This window comes from Rhodonellum psychrophilum GCM71 = DSM 17998 (genome assembly GCF_000381545.1).
GTDB classification, from domain to species: domain Bacteria; phylum Bacteroidota; class Bacteroidia; order Cytophagales; family Cyclobacteriaceae; genus Rhodonellum; species Rhodonellum psychrophilum.
The window spans coordinates 118,777-135,192 of sequence record NZ_KB906680.1; the positions used below are offsets into that span (position 1 = coordinate 118,777).

A 16,416-nucleotide genomic window follows, 5' to 3' on the forward strand; every position below is an offset into this window, starting at 1 on the left:
AATTTCTTTCCTATTTGGAGAACCTGAACCAGTCGATATCGACATATCCCGAATCGTTGGTCTTGGATTTTCTTGTGGCAAAAAGCCCGACTTTGGCCCCTATCCACTTTCCGGGAACAGCAGAAAATCGCTCTTCAACGGATATGAATTCCTGGCCGTTTTCGCTATAACTAAATGTTACCAAGCCACCCTTCTCTACTTTGACTCGAAAATGGATGTGGTGGGATTCCAATTTTTTGATTGTGATTTCTTGTTCCGGTTTGCCATGTTCCGCATCAAGACAGGTTACATATTTCAGATACAATCCATCTTTTTTACTTTCCAAACCAAGATACGCATAACTCATTCCCATCACAATCAGGCCGACTTGCTCATTTTCAAGCTTTTCATTTGGCGTAAAGGTCAGGGAAGTGGTTGTGGTAAATTCTTCTGCTGGGAATTTCTGCAACAAAAGATTGGGGGCATCCCACAGGTTTTTGGCATCCTCTGGGATTTGATCCGTGTAGAGGCGCAATTGTCCTTTTGCCGGATTGGAAAATGCCCAAGTGGCCTTTGGATTGGCATGCCACTGCCACTGCATTCCCAATTCATTCCCTTCAAATTCATCCGTATCAGGAGGTGTCATGGCAGGAAAGGATTTTCCGACATTTGGTTTTTTGTGGATCAAAACGGGTTGTCCCGTTCCATCACCATCATTATCCTCACCCATTGTCGGCCAATCATTTTTCCAGGACATGGGTTGGAGGTGGACAATTCTTCCATAAGCATCTTTGTCCTGAAAATGGACAAACCAATGCTCCCCATTTTTCAATTCCACCCATCCCCCTTGATGGGGACCATTGATTTCGGTTTCTCCTTGGGCCAAGGCAATATGCTCCTCATAAGGACCATATGGGTTTTTTGATCTTAAAATCAATTGCCAGCCTGTGGAAACCCCGCCAGCCGGGGCGAATATATAATAGTAGCCATTCCGCTTATAGAACTTGGTTCCCTCCACTGTTGGATGATTTTCATGTCCATCAAAAACCAATTTTCCTGCTCCCGTTGTTTTCGTCCCTTCCGCATTCATAGGTTTTACAACCAATACGCTCTTGATTCCTGCACGACTTCCGGCATAGGCATGAGACAAGTAGGCTTTTCCATCCTCATCCCAAAGCGGGCATGGATCAATCAATCCGAGACCAGCTTCCACCAAAACAGGTTCCTCCCAAGGCCCTGCGGGATCTTTGGTTTTTACCATATAGATCCCAAAATCCGGATCACCCCAGTAGATGTAATATTCGCCTTTATGAAATCGAATCGCGGGTGCCCATACTCCGTTGCCATGTTGTGGTTTGCTGAAAAAATCCAAGGGAAGTTGTCTTTCTAGGGCATAACCGATCAGGTTCCAATTCACCAAATCCTTGGAATGGAGAATTGGAAGCCCAGGAACGGCATTGAAACTCGATGCTGTCATGTAAAAATCATCTCCCACCCGACACAAATCCGGATCTGAATAGTCGGCATGTAGAATTGGGTTGATATAGGTCCCATCGCCCTGATCAGCTACCCAAACCTTTGAGATGGGCCCTTCCTGTGCGGAAATAATCCCTATAAACAGGAGGTTGAACAAAAAAGTGGAAAGGATTGGTTTTGTGAATTTCATGGATTATTTTTTGGATACTTATTTTAATTGATCAAATCCGAAATATGGTCACTTCAGCGGATTCCAACCGTCATTTCCCTTCAGAATTTCTTTCGCGGCAAAAGCTTCGGCTTGCTCGGCACTTAGTTGGCGTGACCAGGACTCCCTTGATGAAGCATTGGCTCCAGGTCCGCTGGAATTGAATTCCGCATAGAAACTCGTCCTTTCCGCCTGCGGTTTGTTCCAATTGTGCCAGCCTTCCTTCCGTATATGCTTCCCCATCTCACAGTCGATAAAAACTGTCTGGGCATATTCTCTCCAAGGCCTTCCGAGGTAAACACTGTTTTCGGGCGCATCTCCAGTCAACTTGCAATTGATAAATACAAAACCGTGTTTGGTGCTCACTTCCGTGGATGCCGCGGTGATGTATTGGCCTCCTTTTTTGGAGAAGATTTCGCAGTTTTCAAATACTACAGTGGACCAACCAAAGATAAAATCAGTGGTGCCTTCAATGTAACAATCTTTGTAGTACTGTCGGCTGTATATGCCATGTGGGTAGAGAGTATCCTGAAAACCCAAGAACCTGCAATTTTCGAAAATCACTTTGTCGCCATCTACTCTGACGGCAACTGCCTGACCAACGGGTCCAGAGGAATTTTCAAAAGTGATGTTTTGGGCGTGGAATCCATCGGCGAACACATAGAAACTGGTGGAGCCTGTGGTGCCCATTTCCTCTCCGAATTTGTTTTTCTTTTTCGAAAAATCATCATAGGTCAGCAAAGTTTGCGCTGCACTTTCCCCTATCAGTTTCACATTGACTTTGGAAGCAGGCAAAACCAACTTTTCCTTGTAGGTGCCATTTTTCAAAAAGATGGTCGTGACCGTATTCCTGAAATCCGGCACCGGCATAAAGGCTTCCTGAATGGTGGTGAAATCCCCCGATCCATCTTGGGCTACCGTGAAATCAAACTCTTGCGCTTTTGCCCAAGAGAGGGAAAAGCACAAGAGCAGGAAGAAAAATACAGTTTTAAGATTCAAATCAATTTTTGTCTAAGGATTCATATTGAAGGGAAGCCAAGATAAAAGGGCCAACTCCTTTGGGATCATTCTCCCGGATTTCTTCCCCTACATAATATTCATAGGATCCGTCTCTATAAGGATTTCCACCCAAACCAGCCACGCCACATACGTTCGTGATGGTGATGCCTCCATCGGCATCTTCTCTGATAAATTCCTTTAGAATTCCCTCATAAGCCTTCACACCTGCATCCCTAAATTCTTGATCCAGATATCCATTCTTGGCTCCTTTGATCAGAAAATAAGCAAACATACTGGTCGCGGAGGATTCCAAGTAATTACCTGCTCTGTCACCCTGATCAATCACTTGGTACCATGTGCCTGATTCGTGCTGATACTTCACGATTCCTTTGGCCAGTTTCTGTGCGATAGAAACAATTTCCGCCCTTTTTGGGTGATCCTTGGGCATGTCGTCCAGGACATCCACCAAAGCCATAGCCAACCAACCGATACTTCTTCCCCAATAATTGGTGGAAAGTCCGGTTGCTGGGTCTGCCCATTTTTCGGATTTACTTGCGTCAATGGCATGATGGAAAAGGCCTGTTTCCGGACTGTAGCAATGCTTGTCGATGAGGTGAATTTGCTTGGCGACATCATCAAAAAGCGCCGGCTCGTTGAATTCAACGGCATATTTGGACAAAAATGGGGAACCCATATAGATGCCATCCAACCACATTTGCTGGGGGTAGATTTTCTTGTGCCAAAATCCGCCATCTGAATTTCTCGGATGCTCCCGCATCTGATCCCTCAATTCCTCAATGGCAAGCTTGAATTTCTCCTCTTTGGTTTCCTTGTAAAGTTCGATCAGGAATTTCCCGCCATTGACCCTATCAATATTGTAATCGGATTTCTTGTATGTTTTAATCACTCCATTTTCATCGATCATAAAATCGACAAAGTGCCTGACATAATCCATATACTGCTGATCACCTGTATTTTCCCAAACTTTCAGCATTGAAGACATCACCAAGCCGTGGGTATATTCCCATTTGGGTTTTTCGTTGAAGTCGAGCGTCCATCCTTCGGGATTTCGTTTGATTTCGGATTGGGCCATCCAACTGGAGTATTTGGGTTTAGGGCTTGTTTCCTCCTCCTGTTGAACCAGCTTGGCATCTGAAGTTCCTCCGCAAGAAGTTCCTACGAGCAAAAGTGCAAAAGCCAATATGTTTAACCCTCTGATTTTAAGTCTTATGTTCATATTTTGGGCATGTTTGGGATGGTTAAAATCCAGAAGCTGTTGCCAACTTCTGGATAGTTAATTTATATTGAAATTAATTATAACCCTCATTTTGGGTAAACTCATTTTTGTTGGTCACCGCATCCAACTGAGATTGCGGAATTGGCCTTAAGACATGGTAAGGCCTGATGTTGGCAGCGGCATCTGGATTCCAGGCTTGTACCCTTTCCACCAATTTACCGGTACGTTTCAGGTCAAACCATCGCTGTTGCTCGCCAGCAAATTCACGCGCCCTTTCATCCAGGATCATGTCAATGTCCAATTCCGCCGCAGAGATTTCCATTGCCTCTTCAAAACCAGGTAACGCTGCTCTTCTTCTCACTGCATTGAAGTGATTGACCGCTTCACCCATATTGCCCAGATTCATTTCTGCTTCCGCAACGATCAGGAACATTTCGGCAAGCCTGATGACGAAGGCATCCCTTTTCCCCTGTTGCTGGGAAATGGTGAGTCTGGATGGATCCAAAAATTTCTTCAGTGACATGTATCGGTCCCTTACCAATGGCGCATCGTTTGGCCCATAGGTTCTGCTTCTGTCGATGATGTTGTAATTTTTTTCATTCTTTACCGATTGTGGGATGATTTTTTTGGTAACAAAGATGGCTGTATCACCCAAATTCATGCCCGCAGGTGCATTTTTCGAATTATTAGCATACCATACAGTCTGGAAAGTGGCATTGAATCTGGCGTCTTTTGTTTCATCAAATAAATCCAATAAATGCGCTGTAGGCATAAATCTGGCGAAAGGCCGACCATTGTTGATATCCCTCAACATCCCCGGCATCTGGTCATAGGTCATCAAGAAAAACAGATGGGAATTGTTTCCACCATCTCTCAATAGGATATCTCCATCTGGATTTTCCAACTCCCTGTTCAGGACCAAATCAGCCGTGAAATTCACCAACCAAACCACCTCGGAATTGCGGACGTTATTAATATTCCATAAATCAGCGTAGTTGGCTACAAGTGAATAATTATAATCGTTGATGACATTTTTTGCCAACCTAGCCGCTTCAGCATTGTTTCCCCTGTACAGGTGCATTCTGGCCAAAAATGCTTCCGCCGATGGTTTGATTACTCGACCATAATCCGATGTGGTGGCGGGCAGATTGTTGACAGCAAAATCCAAGTCCTCAAATATCTGGGCATAAAAGGTCTCGATAGGAGTCTTGTTCGCAGTGGACTCGATTGCCGTTACTTCTGTGGTAGTGAAATGGACACCGCCCCATGTTTCCACAATGTGCCATAAATAAAACGCCCTCAGAAACCTTGCCTCTGCTTCTCTGATTGGCTTAAGCGTGCTGCTCAGTGGCGAGTCACCGATTCTTCCGATCACAGAATTGGTCGTATTCAAAGCCGAATACAGTCTCGTCCAGTAAAATCCGATCGGGGCATTTGCACCTTGCAAGTCGGAATTATACAAGGCCACGGGAGGATTTTCCATTCCATTTCCCCGCGTAAAAATATCTGTTCCCGTCTCTGTCAGGGCGATTCCGTTTTCTTTGCCATACCAAAACCGCATAGGTGTATAGCAGGAATTGACCAATGCCTCCATTCCCTCGGCCGTAGCATAATAGGCATCTGCAGTCAGCCCGGTCTTGTTGTCTTCCTCCAGGAAGCTTTCACAGGAAAAGATGGTGGAAAGCAAAAGCAATCCCATTATTTTATATAAAGCTGTTGATTTTTTCATGATGTTGAATTTGAAGTTGACTAGAAATTTATAAATCTATGTTGAGCCCGAATACCATCTGTCTGGTCATTGGGAAACTTAGATTTCCGCCTCTTTCTGGATCGTACGGACCCATATTGCTAAACACAAAATAATTTTTGGCAGTGGCATAAAATCTCAACCGTGACACTTTTAATCTTTCTGTCACTGCGGTTGGGAAATTATACCCAACAGTTACATCCCTGATTTTTACGAAAGATCCATCCACATATTGAAGGGTCGAATAATAACGGGTACTCGCTCTGCTTGTCCCTGCATTTGGTCTTGGATAATCATTTGTTGGATTTTCCGGCGTCCAATAATCCAGCTTTGGACCATTTTCCAAACCGTCGATTTTATAGGAACCTGCAGCTTCGCTGACAATCATCTGTCCTTGTCTGGCATAGATGAAAAATGACAATTCCACTCCTTTATAAGTCACTCTATTGTTGAAACCTAGGGTGAATTTTGGGACTGCGCTACCAATGATAACCCTGTCTTCCGGCGTGATCAAACCATCACCGTCTTGGTCCCGAACCCTTACTTCGCCAGGTAGCTGTTGATTTACAGCAGCAGCATCCTCTTCTCCCAATTGCCAGATTCCAATCTTTTGGTAGTCATAAAAAGAATTGATGGGATGTCCCACAAACCAGCCATTGGCCAAATCCCGATCGCCGTCCACCAATTCCATAATGGATTCTTTGTTGCTGGAAAAGGTGATGTCAGAATTCCACCTGATGCCATTCATGCGGTCTACATTGATGGTGCTGATAAGTGCCTCAATTCCCCTGTTTCTCACTTTCCCTACATTGTCCCATGAGGAAGAAAAACCTGAAGTCGTCGGCAAGGCCCTTTGCATCAATAAATCCTTGGTGTCTTGCTGATAGGCATCAATTGAACCAGTAATCCTGTTGTTGAAAAACCCGAAATCCAAGCCAAAATTGGTCGTGGCGGTGGTCTCCCAGGAAAGTGTCGGCGCGGAGATCAAGGAAGGATAAAAACCAAAAGCTGGACTTTCGGCGGTTCCCCTGTCAAAAGCATATGTACTTTTGGAAAGACCACCCAATGTTTGGTAAGGATTTACCGCACTGTTGCCTGAAATCCCATAACTCGTCCTGATTTTAAGATCTGTTAAACCTTCCATATTTTGTAAGAAACTTTCTTCTTTCAGTATCCATGAAAGCGCCGCAGATGGGAAATAGCCCCATTTGTTCCCCTTGGACAATACCGAAGACCCATCAGAGCGCATCAATAAAGTCAAGAGATATCTGTTTTTGAATTTGTAATTCACTCTTCCGAAGAAAGAAGCAAGAGAACGCTCTTCCAAAGAACTTCCAAGTCGGATACCTGTTTGTGATGCACCAAGATTATTGAAGAGCATCGTTGGAGAAAGTAGGTTGCGGCCTTCGGCAAAATAGTTTTCCGAACTTTCGGTCCAAATACTTGTTCCCAACAATCCCTGCCATTCATGATCTCCGGACACATAGGTGTAGGTGGCAAAATTCTCCCAAGTAGTCCTCGAAAAGGAATTGTTGTCCGCACGAGCGAGTGACAATCCATTTGCACCCGTTGCTATGGTATTGGTAGCAGCAAATAATCCCCTTCTCATCGTAATGGCGTCGATTCCCAATCGGGAAGTAACAGTCAGATTTTTGGTAGCATTCCAGTCAAGGCTAAGGTTTCCAAAAAATCTTTTGTTCAGCTCATTGTCCTCGAAGTTGCCGCGGACCTGGTCCATCAAAGGATTCAAAGTCGATGCATCTCCCACGGGAAAAGTATTGACATTTCCTTCACTGTCGAAAGGCATTCCCAATGGACTCATTTTATTTGCCTGATTCATCGGATCCGTTCTTCGGTCTTGGTCTTTCATGGTGTACATTAGATTGGTCGTGAGTTTCAAATTGTCCAAGACCTTATAATCTACCGTCAGCCTACCGCTATATCTGTTCAACTCATCTCTTTCCAAAAGCCCTTTTTCATTGAAATATTCCATAGAAAAGTAATAAGTGGCCTTGTCTGATCCACCCGAAGTGCTGATTTGATGGTTTTGTTGACTACCAGTTCCCAAAAGCTGTTGAGCCCAGTCTGTGTACCTGCCGTTTTGGAAATTCTCCAGTTGCGTTGGGTTGAAGATCTTTTCATCATCTGCAGGACTGTTCCACTCCCCTACGGTTCTTCTGGATTCCCGTCTCAGGTCCACCCACTCAGGTCCTGTCATGATATCTGCATAGCCGCCTAGGGTTTGAACGCCGTAGTAACTGTTCACCGAAATTTTACTTTTACCAGAAGCCCCTCTTTTGGTAGTGACCAAAATCACACCATTTGCACCCAAAGTACCATAAATGGCCGTGGCAGAAGCATCTTTCAACACCTCTATCGAGGCAATGTCGTTTGGATTCACATCCATGTTTGGACCATAAATGATCCCATCCACAATAATCAAAGGACCGTTGCTCGCATTGAGGGATCGATTTCCCCTGATGGTGAAATTAAGTCCCGCACCGGGTTGTCCACTCGCTTTGGTCAAATCCAAACCCGGAACTTTTCCCTGCATGACCTCCAAGGCATTGGTGACGGGAATCGCAGTGAGGTCTTTGTCCCTTATGGAGACCACCGAACCCGTCAAGTCTGATTTTTTGACCGTTCCATATCCCACGACTACGACTTCACCCAAATCTTGGGTATCGGTCTGAAGGGTTACATTGATGGTATTTTGATTGTTGACCTGAACTTCCTGGGTATTGTAGCCCACATAGGAAAAAATCAGGATACTGCCAGTACTTGGCACCTCGATAGTGTAGAGTCCATCAACATCTGTAATTGTTCCTTTTTGGGAATTCTTGAGCAAGATGGTAGCACCGGGAACAGGAAGATTGTCATCTCCTGACATGACTTGTCCCTTTACCAGAATTTGCTGTGCAAAAGACATGGAAGGTAACAATCCCAGGAAAATTAGGGAGAGAACAAAAAAAGCCTGGGACCTGATTTTGTTTTGGAGAGGGAGGAAAACAGGATTCCACCTTGATTTGAGCTGATGTTGCATTGTGCGCATTTGGGTTAATTGAGGGTAAATTGTTTGATTTATATTAGGTAGTTGAATTGATTTTTCAAAAGGTGACGACAAGTGGATTCGACAGCTCTTCCACTACCTGATCCATGTAAATTTTAAAGCTTTCCTTGTCTTGAATCCCACCTTTTTCCTGTTCCCAAGCAGCGAGGAAATAGTAGGTAATGGTATTGCTTTCAGGTTTGAGGACCACTATATGGGAATGCTTGTCTTGGGTAAGCTCCATTTTTTGGGCACTTGGATAAATAACCGCAATACCGAGTTTGTCCTCGGCCAAACTCTGCGGCCCATAAGTAGCCAAATATTCAAAGGCCAATCCTTCTCCCCCAGTCATGACTTCGGCTTTTTGATCCTTGATCAGCCCGGTGGCAAAATTCCCGATTTCATCGGAACTGTTGAGCATTTGCTTGCTGAGCCTAGTTCCGGAGTGGATGCTCAAATTGGAGGTGATGGTGGTCTTGGAATCACCCAAATCCCATCCATAATATTTTGTTTCGATGGAAGAATAAACAGGACCATTGTTCCTGACTGCGGCATAGAGGCTGTCGGTGACATCAACCCTTTTGGCTTGTCCATCGATAAAGGTGGCAATCGAACCTACACCGAGTGAACTCCCGACTTTCAACACATCCATTCCCCAATCCGACATGTCGTGGTAGGAGTCAAAATTGTCATGACCTACCCTCTGGAGAATGGGTTCCGGCACTTTCTTGCCAAAAACATCCACGCCATTTCTCCAATCCAAATAAAATCGGTAGCCCACCTTGTTTGATTCCCAACCCGGGCCTTCGTATCTGATAAACCAGGAATGATCGGTATGCTCAGCTGGCACATGCAATTCATCCACGTTTTGGAATGTCCCTCCCATATACACTCTGTTTTCAAAATGACCATCCACTTTGTGTGAAAGTTCTGCTTGGGTGAGTTTGGGATAATCTCGGGAAATTTCATTTTCGGAGTGATAGGCAATTTGGATCGACATTGTCTCTTTTGGCCCTATAAAAGGCAACACAAAAACAATCCCGATTTCATGCCCTTTGTCATTGTATTGAGAAGGGATTTCCATTTCGCCATTTTTCACCACAAAGCCTTTGGCGTTGAAATTTGGATACTTGCTGAGCAGGTCCTTCTCGTTCATATAAACCATCACATCGCTTCTCTCCCGATCCAAAGGATTGAAAACCTCCAAATCCATGGTGTCTGAAAATTCGGAAAGCTCTTTTTCGGGCGATCCACAGGAAAAGAGCACAAAGCTGAGGGCAAGAAAAATGTAGAAATTTAAAAGTTGGAAACAAGTAGCAGGTTTGTTCATGAAGGATTTGAGGTTAGAAGTTTTTTGTGTTCCTGTCAATGGCTTGAAAACGAAAATTGGGATTTGCGCAACATTTGCACAAAAACAATCAATTAACAACCTATTGAGCAATCGATTGCACAATAAAAAGAGAATATTCGAAATAAAAAATAAAGCCCTTACTTTTTTCTTGTGGGAACCGTTTAAAAGATTACATCTGGTATAAAAAGAAATAATATATGGCTGATCCTGTTTTTACGTGTTGAAAAAAATTTAGTCTTTTCATTTGTTTTTTGAGAAATTATTCAAGTATATTGCGCAAACGATTACATTAAATAAACTGCATGCATACCTTTATCCATACCCGATACGCCAACCATCCCGCTGATGTCAAAAATTATGACACAAAAGCTTTGCGGGAGCACTTTTTATTGGAAACCCTTTTTGTTCCCAATGAAATCCACGGAATTTACACCTTGAATGACAGATTGATCGTGGGGGGAATCCATCCCAAAAACGCTCCAGTTCAATTGGAAACAATCGACCAACTCAAATCCGAATATTTCCTCGAAAGAAGGGAAATCGGAATCATCAATGTTGGGCAAGCAGCTTCAATCGAAGTAGATGGTACACAGTATACGCTAGCACACAAAGAAGCGCTTTACATTGGCAAGGGCGCTAAGGATGTCATTTTTCATCCCGCGACTGAGGGTGAAACCTTGTTTTATTTCAACTCCGCCCCCGCCCACAAATCCTATCCCACCAAAAAAGTGGGGCTGGAAGATGCCGAAGTGGTCACCTTGGGAGCCTTGGAAAACTCAAACCATAGAACGATATACAAGTTGTTAGTCAATTCGGTAGTGGAAACCTGCCAATTGCAAATGGGAATGACTTTGCTAAAACCTGGGAGTGTATGGAACACCATGCCAGCGCATACCCATGACAGAAGGATGGAAGCTTACTTTTATTTTGACGTTCCGGAAGGACAGGCAGTCTGTCATTATATGGGCCAACCAGAGGAAACCAGACACCTTTGGATGAAAAATAACCAAGCAGTCATCTCGCCGCCTTGGTCGATTCATAGTGGCGCGGGAACTTCCAATTATACATTTATATGGGGAATGGCAGGCGAAAACCTGGACTATGGAGACATGGATATCGTAGCCCCTACTGAATTATTCTAAATATGAAAAACCTATTTGACCTAAGTGGAAAAGTTGCATTAGTCACCGGAGCAACCCACGGATTGGGAATGGCCATGGCCAAAGCGCTCGCCCTTCAGGGTGCGACTTTGGTCATCAATGGCCATACCCCTTCCAAAATGGAATTGGCCCTGCAGGAATATGCAAAAGAAGGGATCTTTCCAAAACCTTACCTCTTTGATGTGTCCGATGTGGCGCAAGTCGCTGAGAACATTTCAAAGATCGAAACCGAAGTTGGCCCGATAGATATTCTGGTGAACAATGCAGGCATCATCAAAAGGGTACCCGCCTTGGAAATGGATCCTGAGGATTTCAGGAAAGTCATCGACATGGATTTGGTTTCCCCTTTTATTGTTTCCCAACGCGTAGCAAAAACCATGGTGGAACGAGGAGGAGGAAAAATCATCAATATTTGCTCCATGATGAGTGAATTGGGTCGGGACACCCTCAGTGCCTATGCATCGGCCAAAGGTGGATTAAAAATGTTGACCAGAAATCTTGCCACTGAATGGGCAAAATACAACATCCAAGTCAATGGAATAGGCCCTGGCTATTTCGCAACGGAACAGACCGCCCCCCTTAGGGTACCGGGAAATGCATTAAATGAATTTATAATCAGCCGCACACCTGCAGGGAAATGGGGCGACCCGGAGGATCTTGCAGGAGCTGTTATCTTTTTGTCCAGTAAATCCAGCGATTTTGTCAACGGACAGATTTTATATGTGGATGGAGGGATATTGGCTACGATTGGGAAGCCTAGAGACTAAAAAACGAAGTTGACTGAAGTGAAAATTTAAGGGTATCTTCCACACCATCTGCCCTGCTTGGTGAAGGCAGACTGAAGGATTTTCATTGACGTTTTATTTTCCAAGTCCTGCTAGATACAAAAGATGGATTCACTAAATTCAGCAAAATTATAAAGACAAGCCCGCCAACTTTCGGTTTTGAAATGCAAATTGCTTTTAACCCGAAAAACGCCTTAGGTTTCCCAAAAGGGTTGGAACTGCAAGAAATTCAGACTGTTTGAAGAATAATGCAGTTTACCAATATGGTGAGGTCCAAAATCACAAACAAAGACGGATTGTTAGGTAATTTCAGGCTGGAAAGAATAGGTAATGCGCCACACGGGTTAAACAATTCAATATGAAAAAGGGTAAATCTACCATCCATGATATCGCGGAGAAACTTGGAATCACCGCATCCACGGTATCCCGTGCACTGAATGATCACCCCCGGATTTCAGAAAACACCAAAAAACTGGTGATCAAAATGGCCCGGCAGTTGAACTACCAACCCAACAACATCGCCTCTGCCCTGCGCAGTGGCAAGAGCAAGTTGATCGGTGTAGTCGTTCCAACCGTAAACAGAAATTTCTTTTCCTCCGTCATCCGGGGAATTGAGGACATTGCCAACACCCTGGATTATAAGGTGATTATTTCACAGTCATACGAAGACTATGAAAAGGAAGTGCAGACTGTTGAGGCGCTACTCAATGCTAGGGTGGATGGAATCATCGCTTCCATTGCCAAAAACACGGAAAAATTCGACCATTTCCAGAAAGTTTTGGACAAAGGGATTCCACTTGTCCTATTTGACAGGATCACCAATTCCCTTGAAGTCAGTCAGGTGGTGATTGATGATCATTATGGCGCTTATCAGACAGTGGATCATTTGATCCAACAAGGTTGCAAACGAATTGTACATTTTACCAGTCCAAAAAAAATCAATATCTACAAAGAAAGGTTGCGGGGATACATGGATGCCTTACAGGACCATTCGATTCCCTTCGACCCTTTGTTGATCGAAGAAAGCAATATGCAGCTCGAAGATGGCAGGCAGAGCATGTTGAACATTCTTGAAAAGAACATACCCTTCGATGCCGTGTTTTCTTCCTCGGATTATGCAGCCATGGGCGCCATGCAGGTGCTCAAGGAAAGGGGATTCAAAATCCCCGAACAAGTAATGATGGCCGGGTTTGGAAATGAGCCCTTCACCTCTTTCACAGATCCTCCCCTGACTACCGTAGACCAAAAAAGTATTCCCATGGGGAAAGAAACCGCCGAAACATTTTTCGAATTGCTGAAATCCGACCAAAAAAAGGACTCCCCCCAAAAAACAGTATTGAAACCTGAGTTGATCATCAGAAGATCAAGCCAGAAAAAATAATCAAAACATTTTATATTATGCATTCACCCGTAATTGAACAAAACAGGTTTTTGACTCAGGATTTTCTTCTCAAAACTGATTTTGCCAAATTGCTTTACCATGATTATGCGGCCAAACTGCCCATCATCGATTACCACTGCCATTTATCTCCCCATGACATTGCCACCAACCGAAAATTCAACTCCCTCACGGAGATCTGGCTGAACGGCGATCACTATAAGTGGAGAGCGATGAGGACTTTGGGTATTTCCGAACATTTCATTACCGGGAAGGCAAGCGACGAAGAAAAATTCCAAAAATGGGCGGAAGCAGTTCCCTATACACTGAGAAATCCACTGTATCATTGGACACATTTAGAATTGCGGCGTTATTTTGGAATCGAGGAATTGTTGACTCCAAAAACCGCAACGAAAGTATATGGAGAGGCGACGGCACTTTTGCAGGATCCGGAATTCCATACCCAAGGCTTGTTGAAAAGGATGCATGTGGAAACCGTTTGTTCTACTGATGATCCCACGGATTCTTTGGAATACCACATCCTGGCCAAGAAAAACAAGGTCCCAACCAAACTCCTTCCCACATTCAGGCCAGACAAGTCTTATGCGGTAGAAAATCCAGGAAGCTATGTAGCGTATCTGAACCTTCTTTCCGATACCAGTGGAGTGGAAATTTGCAGGTATTCGGATTTATTGCAGGCTCTGGAAAACAGGATTTCCTTCTTTCACGACATGGGAGGAAGACTTTCGGACCATGGTTTGGAGCAACTATACTTCTTTGAGTTGGGAACCTTTGACGTGGAAACACTTTTCAGGAAACTTCAGGAAGGAAAAACCCTACAATCCAAAGAAGTAGACTACTTCAAATTTCACACCTTGGTGGAGTTGAGCAAAATGTACCATGCCAAAGGCTGGACACAACAGTACCACTTGGGAGCCCTACGCAACACCAACGACAGGATGTTGCGCACTTTGGGTCCGGATACGGGATTTGATTCCATTGGAGACTTCTCCCAGGCAAGGGCATTGGGAAGCTATCTGAATCTCTTGGACAGCAGTGACCAACTTGCCAAAACCATCCTTTACAACCTGAACCCATCCGACAATGAAGTGTTGGCAACCATGGTGGGGAATTTCAATGATGGCTCCATCAAGGGCAAAATCCAATTCGGTTCAGGCTGGTGGTTTTTGGATCAAAAAGATGGGATGGAAAAGCAACTTAACGCCCTATCCAATATGGGGATGCTGAGTTGCTTTGTGGGAATGCTGACGGATTCGAGGAGCTTCCTTTCTTTCCCGAGACATGAATATTTCCGCAGGATTCTCTGTAATCTAATCGCTCAAGATGTCGAAAATGGAGAACTTCCCGCTGACGAAGCTTGGCTGGGCAAAATCATTTCCGACATCTCCTATTACAATGCGAAGGAATATTTTCGCTTTTAAAATCCTGTCTTAAAACTTCTTATAGTGAAATCCACTTCCTTTCCCAATGTCATCCCCAATCCAAAACCATGAAAAATCTAAATAGACAAAATATAGACACAGCCAAAAGGCCAGTCAAAATCCTTCAGTTTGGAGAAGGGAATTTCTTACGGGGATTTGTAGACTGGATGGTGGATGTGATGAATGAGAAGACCTCATTTGATGGAGATGTGGTCGTGGTGCAACCCATTGCCCAAGGTCTGGCTGAAATGCTAAAAGCGCAGGATGGATTGTATCATGTGCTGCTTCAGGGGATCCAAAACGGAAAGCCCACTCAGGAAAGTCGATTGATTACCTGTATACAGGAAGCCATGAATCCATTTGAGGACTATGCTGCATATTTGGAATTGGGTGAGAATCCGGATTTGAGATTTGTCATTTCCAATACCACAGAGGCTGGGATCACCTTTGATCCAGAAGACAAGGAGCATCAATCGATTCCCCTCACTTTCCCTGGGAAATTGACAGCTTTGCTTTTCAAAAGATTTCAAACTTTCAATGGCGATCCAAAAAAAGGCTTGGTGCTGATTCCCTGTGAATTGATCGACAAGAATGGTGCAATCCTGAAGGAATGTATTTTGAAATATGCAAAACTTTGGCATTTGTCGGAGGCATTTTCCTCTTGGATCGAAGAAGCTAATTCCTTTTGCAATACCTTGGTGGATAGAATTGTCCCAGGATTCCCAAGGGAAACCATAGGAGAGATTCAGGAGGAATTGGGTTATGAGGACAATCTTGTCGTGATGGCGGAACCCTTTCATCTTTGGGTGATCGAAGGACCTGAAGGACTAGAAAAGGAATTCCCCGCTGCTCAGGCTGGACTCCAGGTGAAATTTGTAAAAGACCAAAATCCTTATCGCACCCGAAAAGTAAGAATCTTGAATGGTGCCCACACTGCTTTGGTGCCGGTTGCATTCCTGAAGGGTTTTAGGACGGTCAGGGAATCCGTAGAAGATCCGGAAATGGGTGAATTTATCAAAGCAACCATTTTTGGGGAAATCATCCCAACCTTGGATTTGCCCAAGGAGGAATTGGAACAATTCGCCAATGATGTTTTGGACAGGTTTCGAAATCCATTTATCCGACATGAGTTGGTCTCGATTTCCCTCAACTCCATTTCAAAATTCAAGGTCAGGGTACTTCCCTCGATTTTGGAATACCATAGAATCAAAGGGATTTGGCCGGCACACCTTATCCAATCTTTTGCCGCCCTGATTGCTTTTTACAAAGGAGAAATCAATGGAGAACCAATTCCGCTCAAGGATGATGAACCTGTCATGGCTTTCTTTAAGGAGGTTTGGAAGGAGGAAAATCTGGAAACCGTCGTGGAGAAAACCTTGGGGAGGATAGATTTCTGGGGAATGGATCTGAGCCAATTAGAAGGTTTGAAAGATGCTGTATTGGGAAATCTGAAGGAAAGCACTGTAGAAAGTTGACATAAAAAATCAAATCTGTTTTATGCATCCCGAACACAATTGAATATCACAATTTACTGATATTCAATTTATTAAATACTATTTTTAAATTCACCCTATTGGTGCAGGTATTTATTCTCCCAATAGTCTG

General features: G+C 44.1%; 11 protein-coding genes. 5 read left to right on the forward strand and 6 right to left on the reverse strand.

Annotated elements, in window-relative coordinates:
* Positions 1-10: 10 nt before the first annotated feature.
* From F824_RS0113430 to F824_RS0113455, 6 genes are all read right to left on the reverse strand, one after another.
* Entirely contained in the window at positions 11-1,645 is a 1,635-nt protein-coding gene (locus F824_RS0113430) for a glycoside hydrolase family 43 protein (RefSeq protein WP_019598423.1), read from the reverse strand.
* 48 nt (positions 1,646-1,693) lie between these two features.
* On the reverse strand, positions 1,694-2,662 hold the full coding sequence (locus F824_RS0113435) for a pectinesterase family protein (protein WP_026333703.1): 969 nt from the start codon (positions 2,660-2,662) through the stop codon (positions 1,694-1,696).
* Position 2,663: 1 nt separating this feature from the next.
* A complete protein-coding gene (locus tag F824_RS0113440; RefSeq protein WP_019598425.1) occupies positions 2,664-3,899 on the reverse strand; it encodes a glycoside hydrolase family 88/105 protein in 1,236 nt (411 codons plus the stop codon).
* A gap of 73 nt (positions 3,900-3,972) precedes the next feature.
* Positions 3,973-5,628 (reverse strand): RagB/SusD family nutrient uptake outer membrane protein, encoded by a 1,656-nt coding sequence (locus F824_RS0113445; RefSeq protein WP_019598426.1) that lies wholly within the window; start codon positions 5,626-5,628, stop codon positions 3,973-3,975.
* A 28-nt stretch (positions 5,629-5,656) separates the two neighbouring features.
* Positions 5,657-8,689 (reverse strand): SusC/RagA family TonB-linked outer membrane protein, encoded by a 3,033-nt coding sequence (locus F824_RS0113450; RefSeq protein WP_139189816.1) that lies wholly within the window; start codon positions 8,687-8,689, stop codon positions 5,657-5,659.
* A 64-nt stretch (positions 8,690-8,753) separates the two neighbouring features.
* Entirely contained in the window at positions 8,754-10,025 is a 1,272-nt protein-coding gene (locus F824_RS0113455; protein ID WP_019598429.1) for a DUF4861 domain-containing protein, read from the reverse strand.
* Between the two features lie 323 nt (positions 10,026-10,348).
* Here F824_RS0113455 and kduI point away from each other — a divergent pair, with 323 nt between their 5' ends.
* From kduI to F824_RS0113485, 5 genes are all read left to right on the forward strand, one after another.
* Positions 10,349-11,188, forward strand: a complete 840-nt coding sequence (gene kduI / locus F824_RS0113465) for a 5-dehydro-4-deoxy-D-glucuronate isomerase (RefSeq protein ID WP_019598431.1) — start codon at positions 10,349-10,351, stop codon at positions 11,186-11,188.
* Positions 11,189-11,190: 2 nt separating this feature from the next.
* The gene (locus tag F824_RS0113470; RefSeq protein ID WP_019598432.1) at positions 11,191-11,973 is read left to right on the forward strand and encodes a gluconate 5-dehydrogenase; all 783 of its coding nucleotides are present in this window, start codon (positions 11,191-11,193) and stop codon (positions 11,971-11,973) included.
* A gap of 376 nt (positions 11,974-12,349) precedes the next feature.
* Positions 12,350-13,372 carry a LacI family DNA-binding transcriptional regulator gene (locus tag F824_RS0113475; protein ID WP_019598433.1) on the forward strand — a complete coding sequence of 341 codons (1,023 nt, stop codon included), beginning with the start codon at positions 12,350-12,352 and terminating at the stop codon, positions 13,370-13,372.
* A 17-nt stretch (positions 13,373-13,389) separates the two neighbouring features.
* The gene (gene uxaC, locus F824_RS0113480; protein ID WP_019598434.1) at positions 13,390-14,811 is read left to right on the forward strand and encodes a glucuronate isomerase; all 1,422 of its coding nucleotides are present in this window, start codon (positions 13,390-13,392) and stop codon (positions 14,809-14,811) included.
* Between the two features lie 68 nt (positions 14,812-14,879).
* The gene (locus F824_RS0113485) at positions 14,880-16,286 is read left to right on the forward strand and encodes a tagaturonate reductase (RefSeq protein WP_019598435.1); all 1,407 of its coding nucleotides are present in this window, start codon (positions 14,880-14,882) and stop codon (positions 16,284-16,286) included.
* Positions 16,287-16,416: the final 130 nt, after the last annotated feature.

Bases quoted from the DNA above. Each gene is read 5' to 3' on its own strand.
- F824_RS0113430 (WP_019598423.1), bottom strand. From the start codon at position 1,645: ATGAAATTCACAAAACCAATCCTTTCCACTTTTTTGTTCAACCTCCTG.
- F824_RS0113440 (WP_019598425.1), bottom strand. From the start codon at position 3,899: ATGAACATAAGACTTAAAATCAGAGGGTTAAACATATTGGCTTTTGCA.
- F824_RS0113445 (WP_019598426.1), bottom strand. From the start codon at position 5,628: ATGAAAAAATCAACAGCTTTATATAAAATAATGGGATTGCTTTTGCTT.
- F824_RS0113450 (WP_139189816.1), bottom strand. From the start codon at position 8,689: ATGCAACATCAGCTCAAATCAAGGTGGAATCCTGTTTTCCTCCCTCTC.
- F824_RS0113455 (WP_019598429.1), bottom strand. From the start codon at position 10,025: ATGAACAAACCTGCTACTTGTTTCCAACTTTTAAATTTCTACATTTTT.
- kduI (WP_019598431.1), top strand. From the start codon at position 10,349: ATGCATACCTTTATCCATACCCGATACGCCAACCATCCCGCTGATGTC.
- F824_RS0113470 (WP_019598432.1), top strand. From the start codon at position 11,191: ATGAAAAACCTATTTGACCTAAGTGGAAAAGTTGCATTAGTCACCGGA.
- F824_RS0113475 (WP_019598433.1), top strand. From the start codon at position 12,350: ATGAAAAAGGGTAAATCTACCATCCATGATATCGCGGAGAAACTTGGA.
- uxaC (WP_019598434.1), top strand. From the start codon at position 13,390: ATGCATTCACCCGTAATTGAACAAAACAGGTTTTTGACTCAGGATTTT.
- F824_RS0113485 (WP_019598435.1), top strand. From the start codon at position 14,880: ATGAAAAATCTAAATAGACAAAATATAGACACAGCCAAAAGGCCAGTC.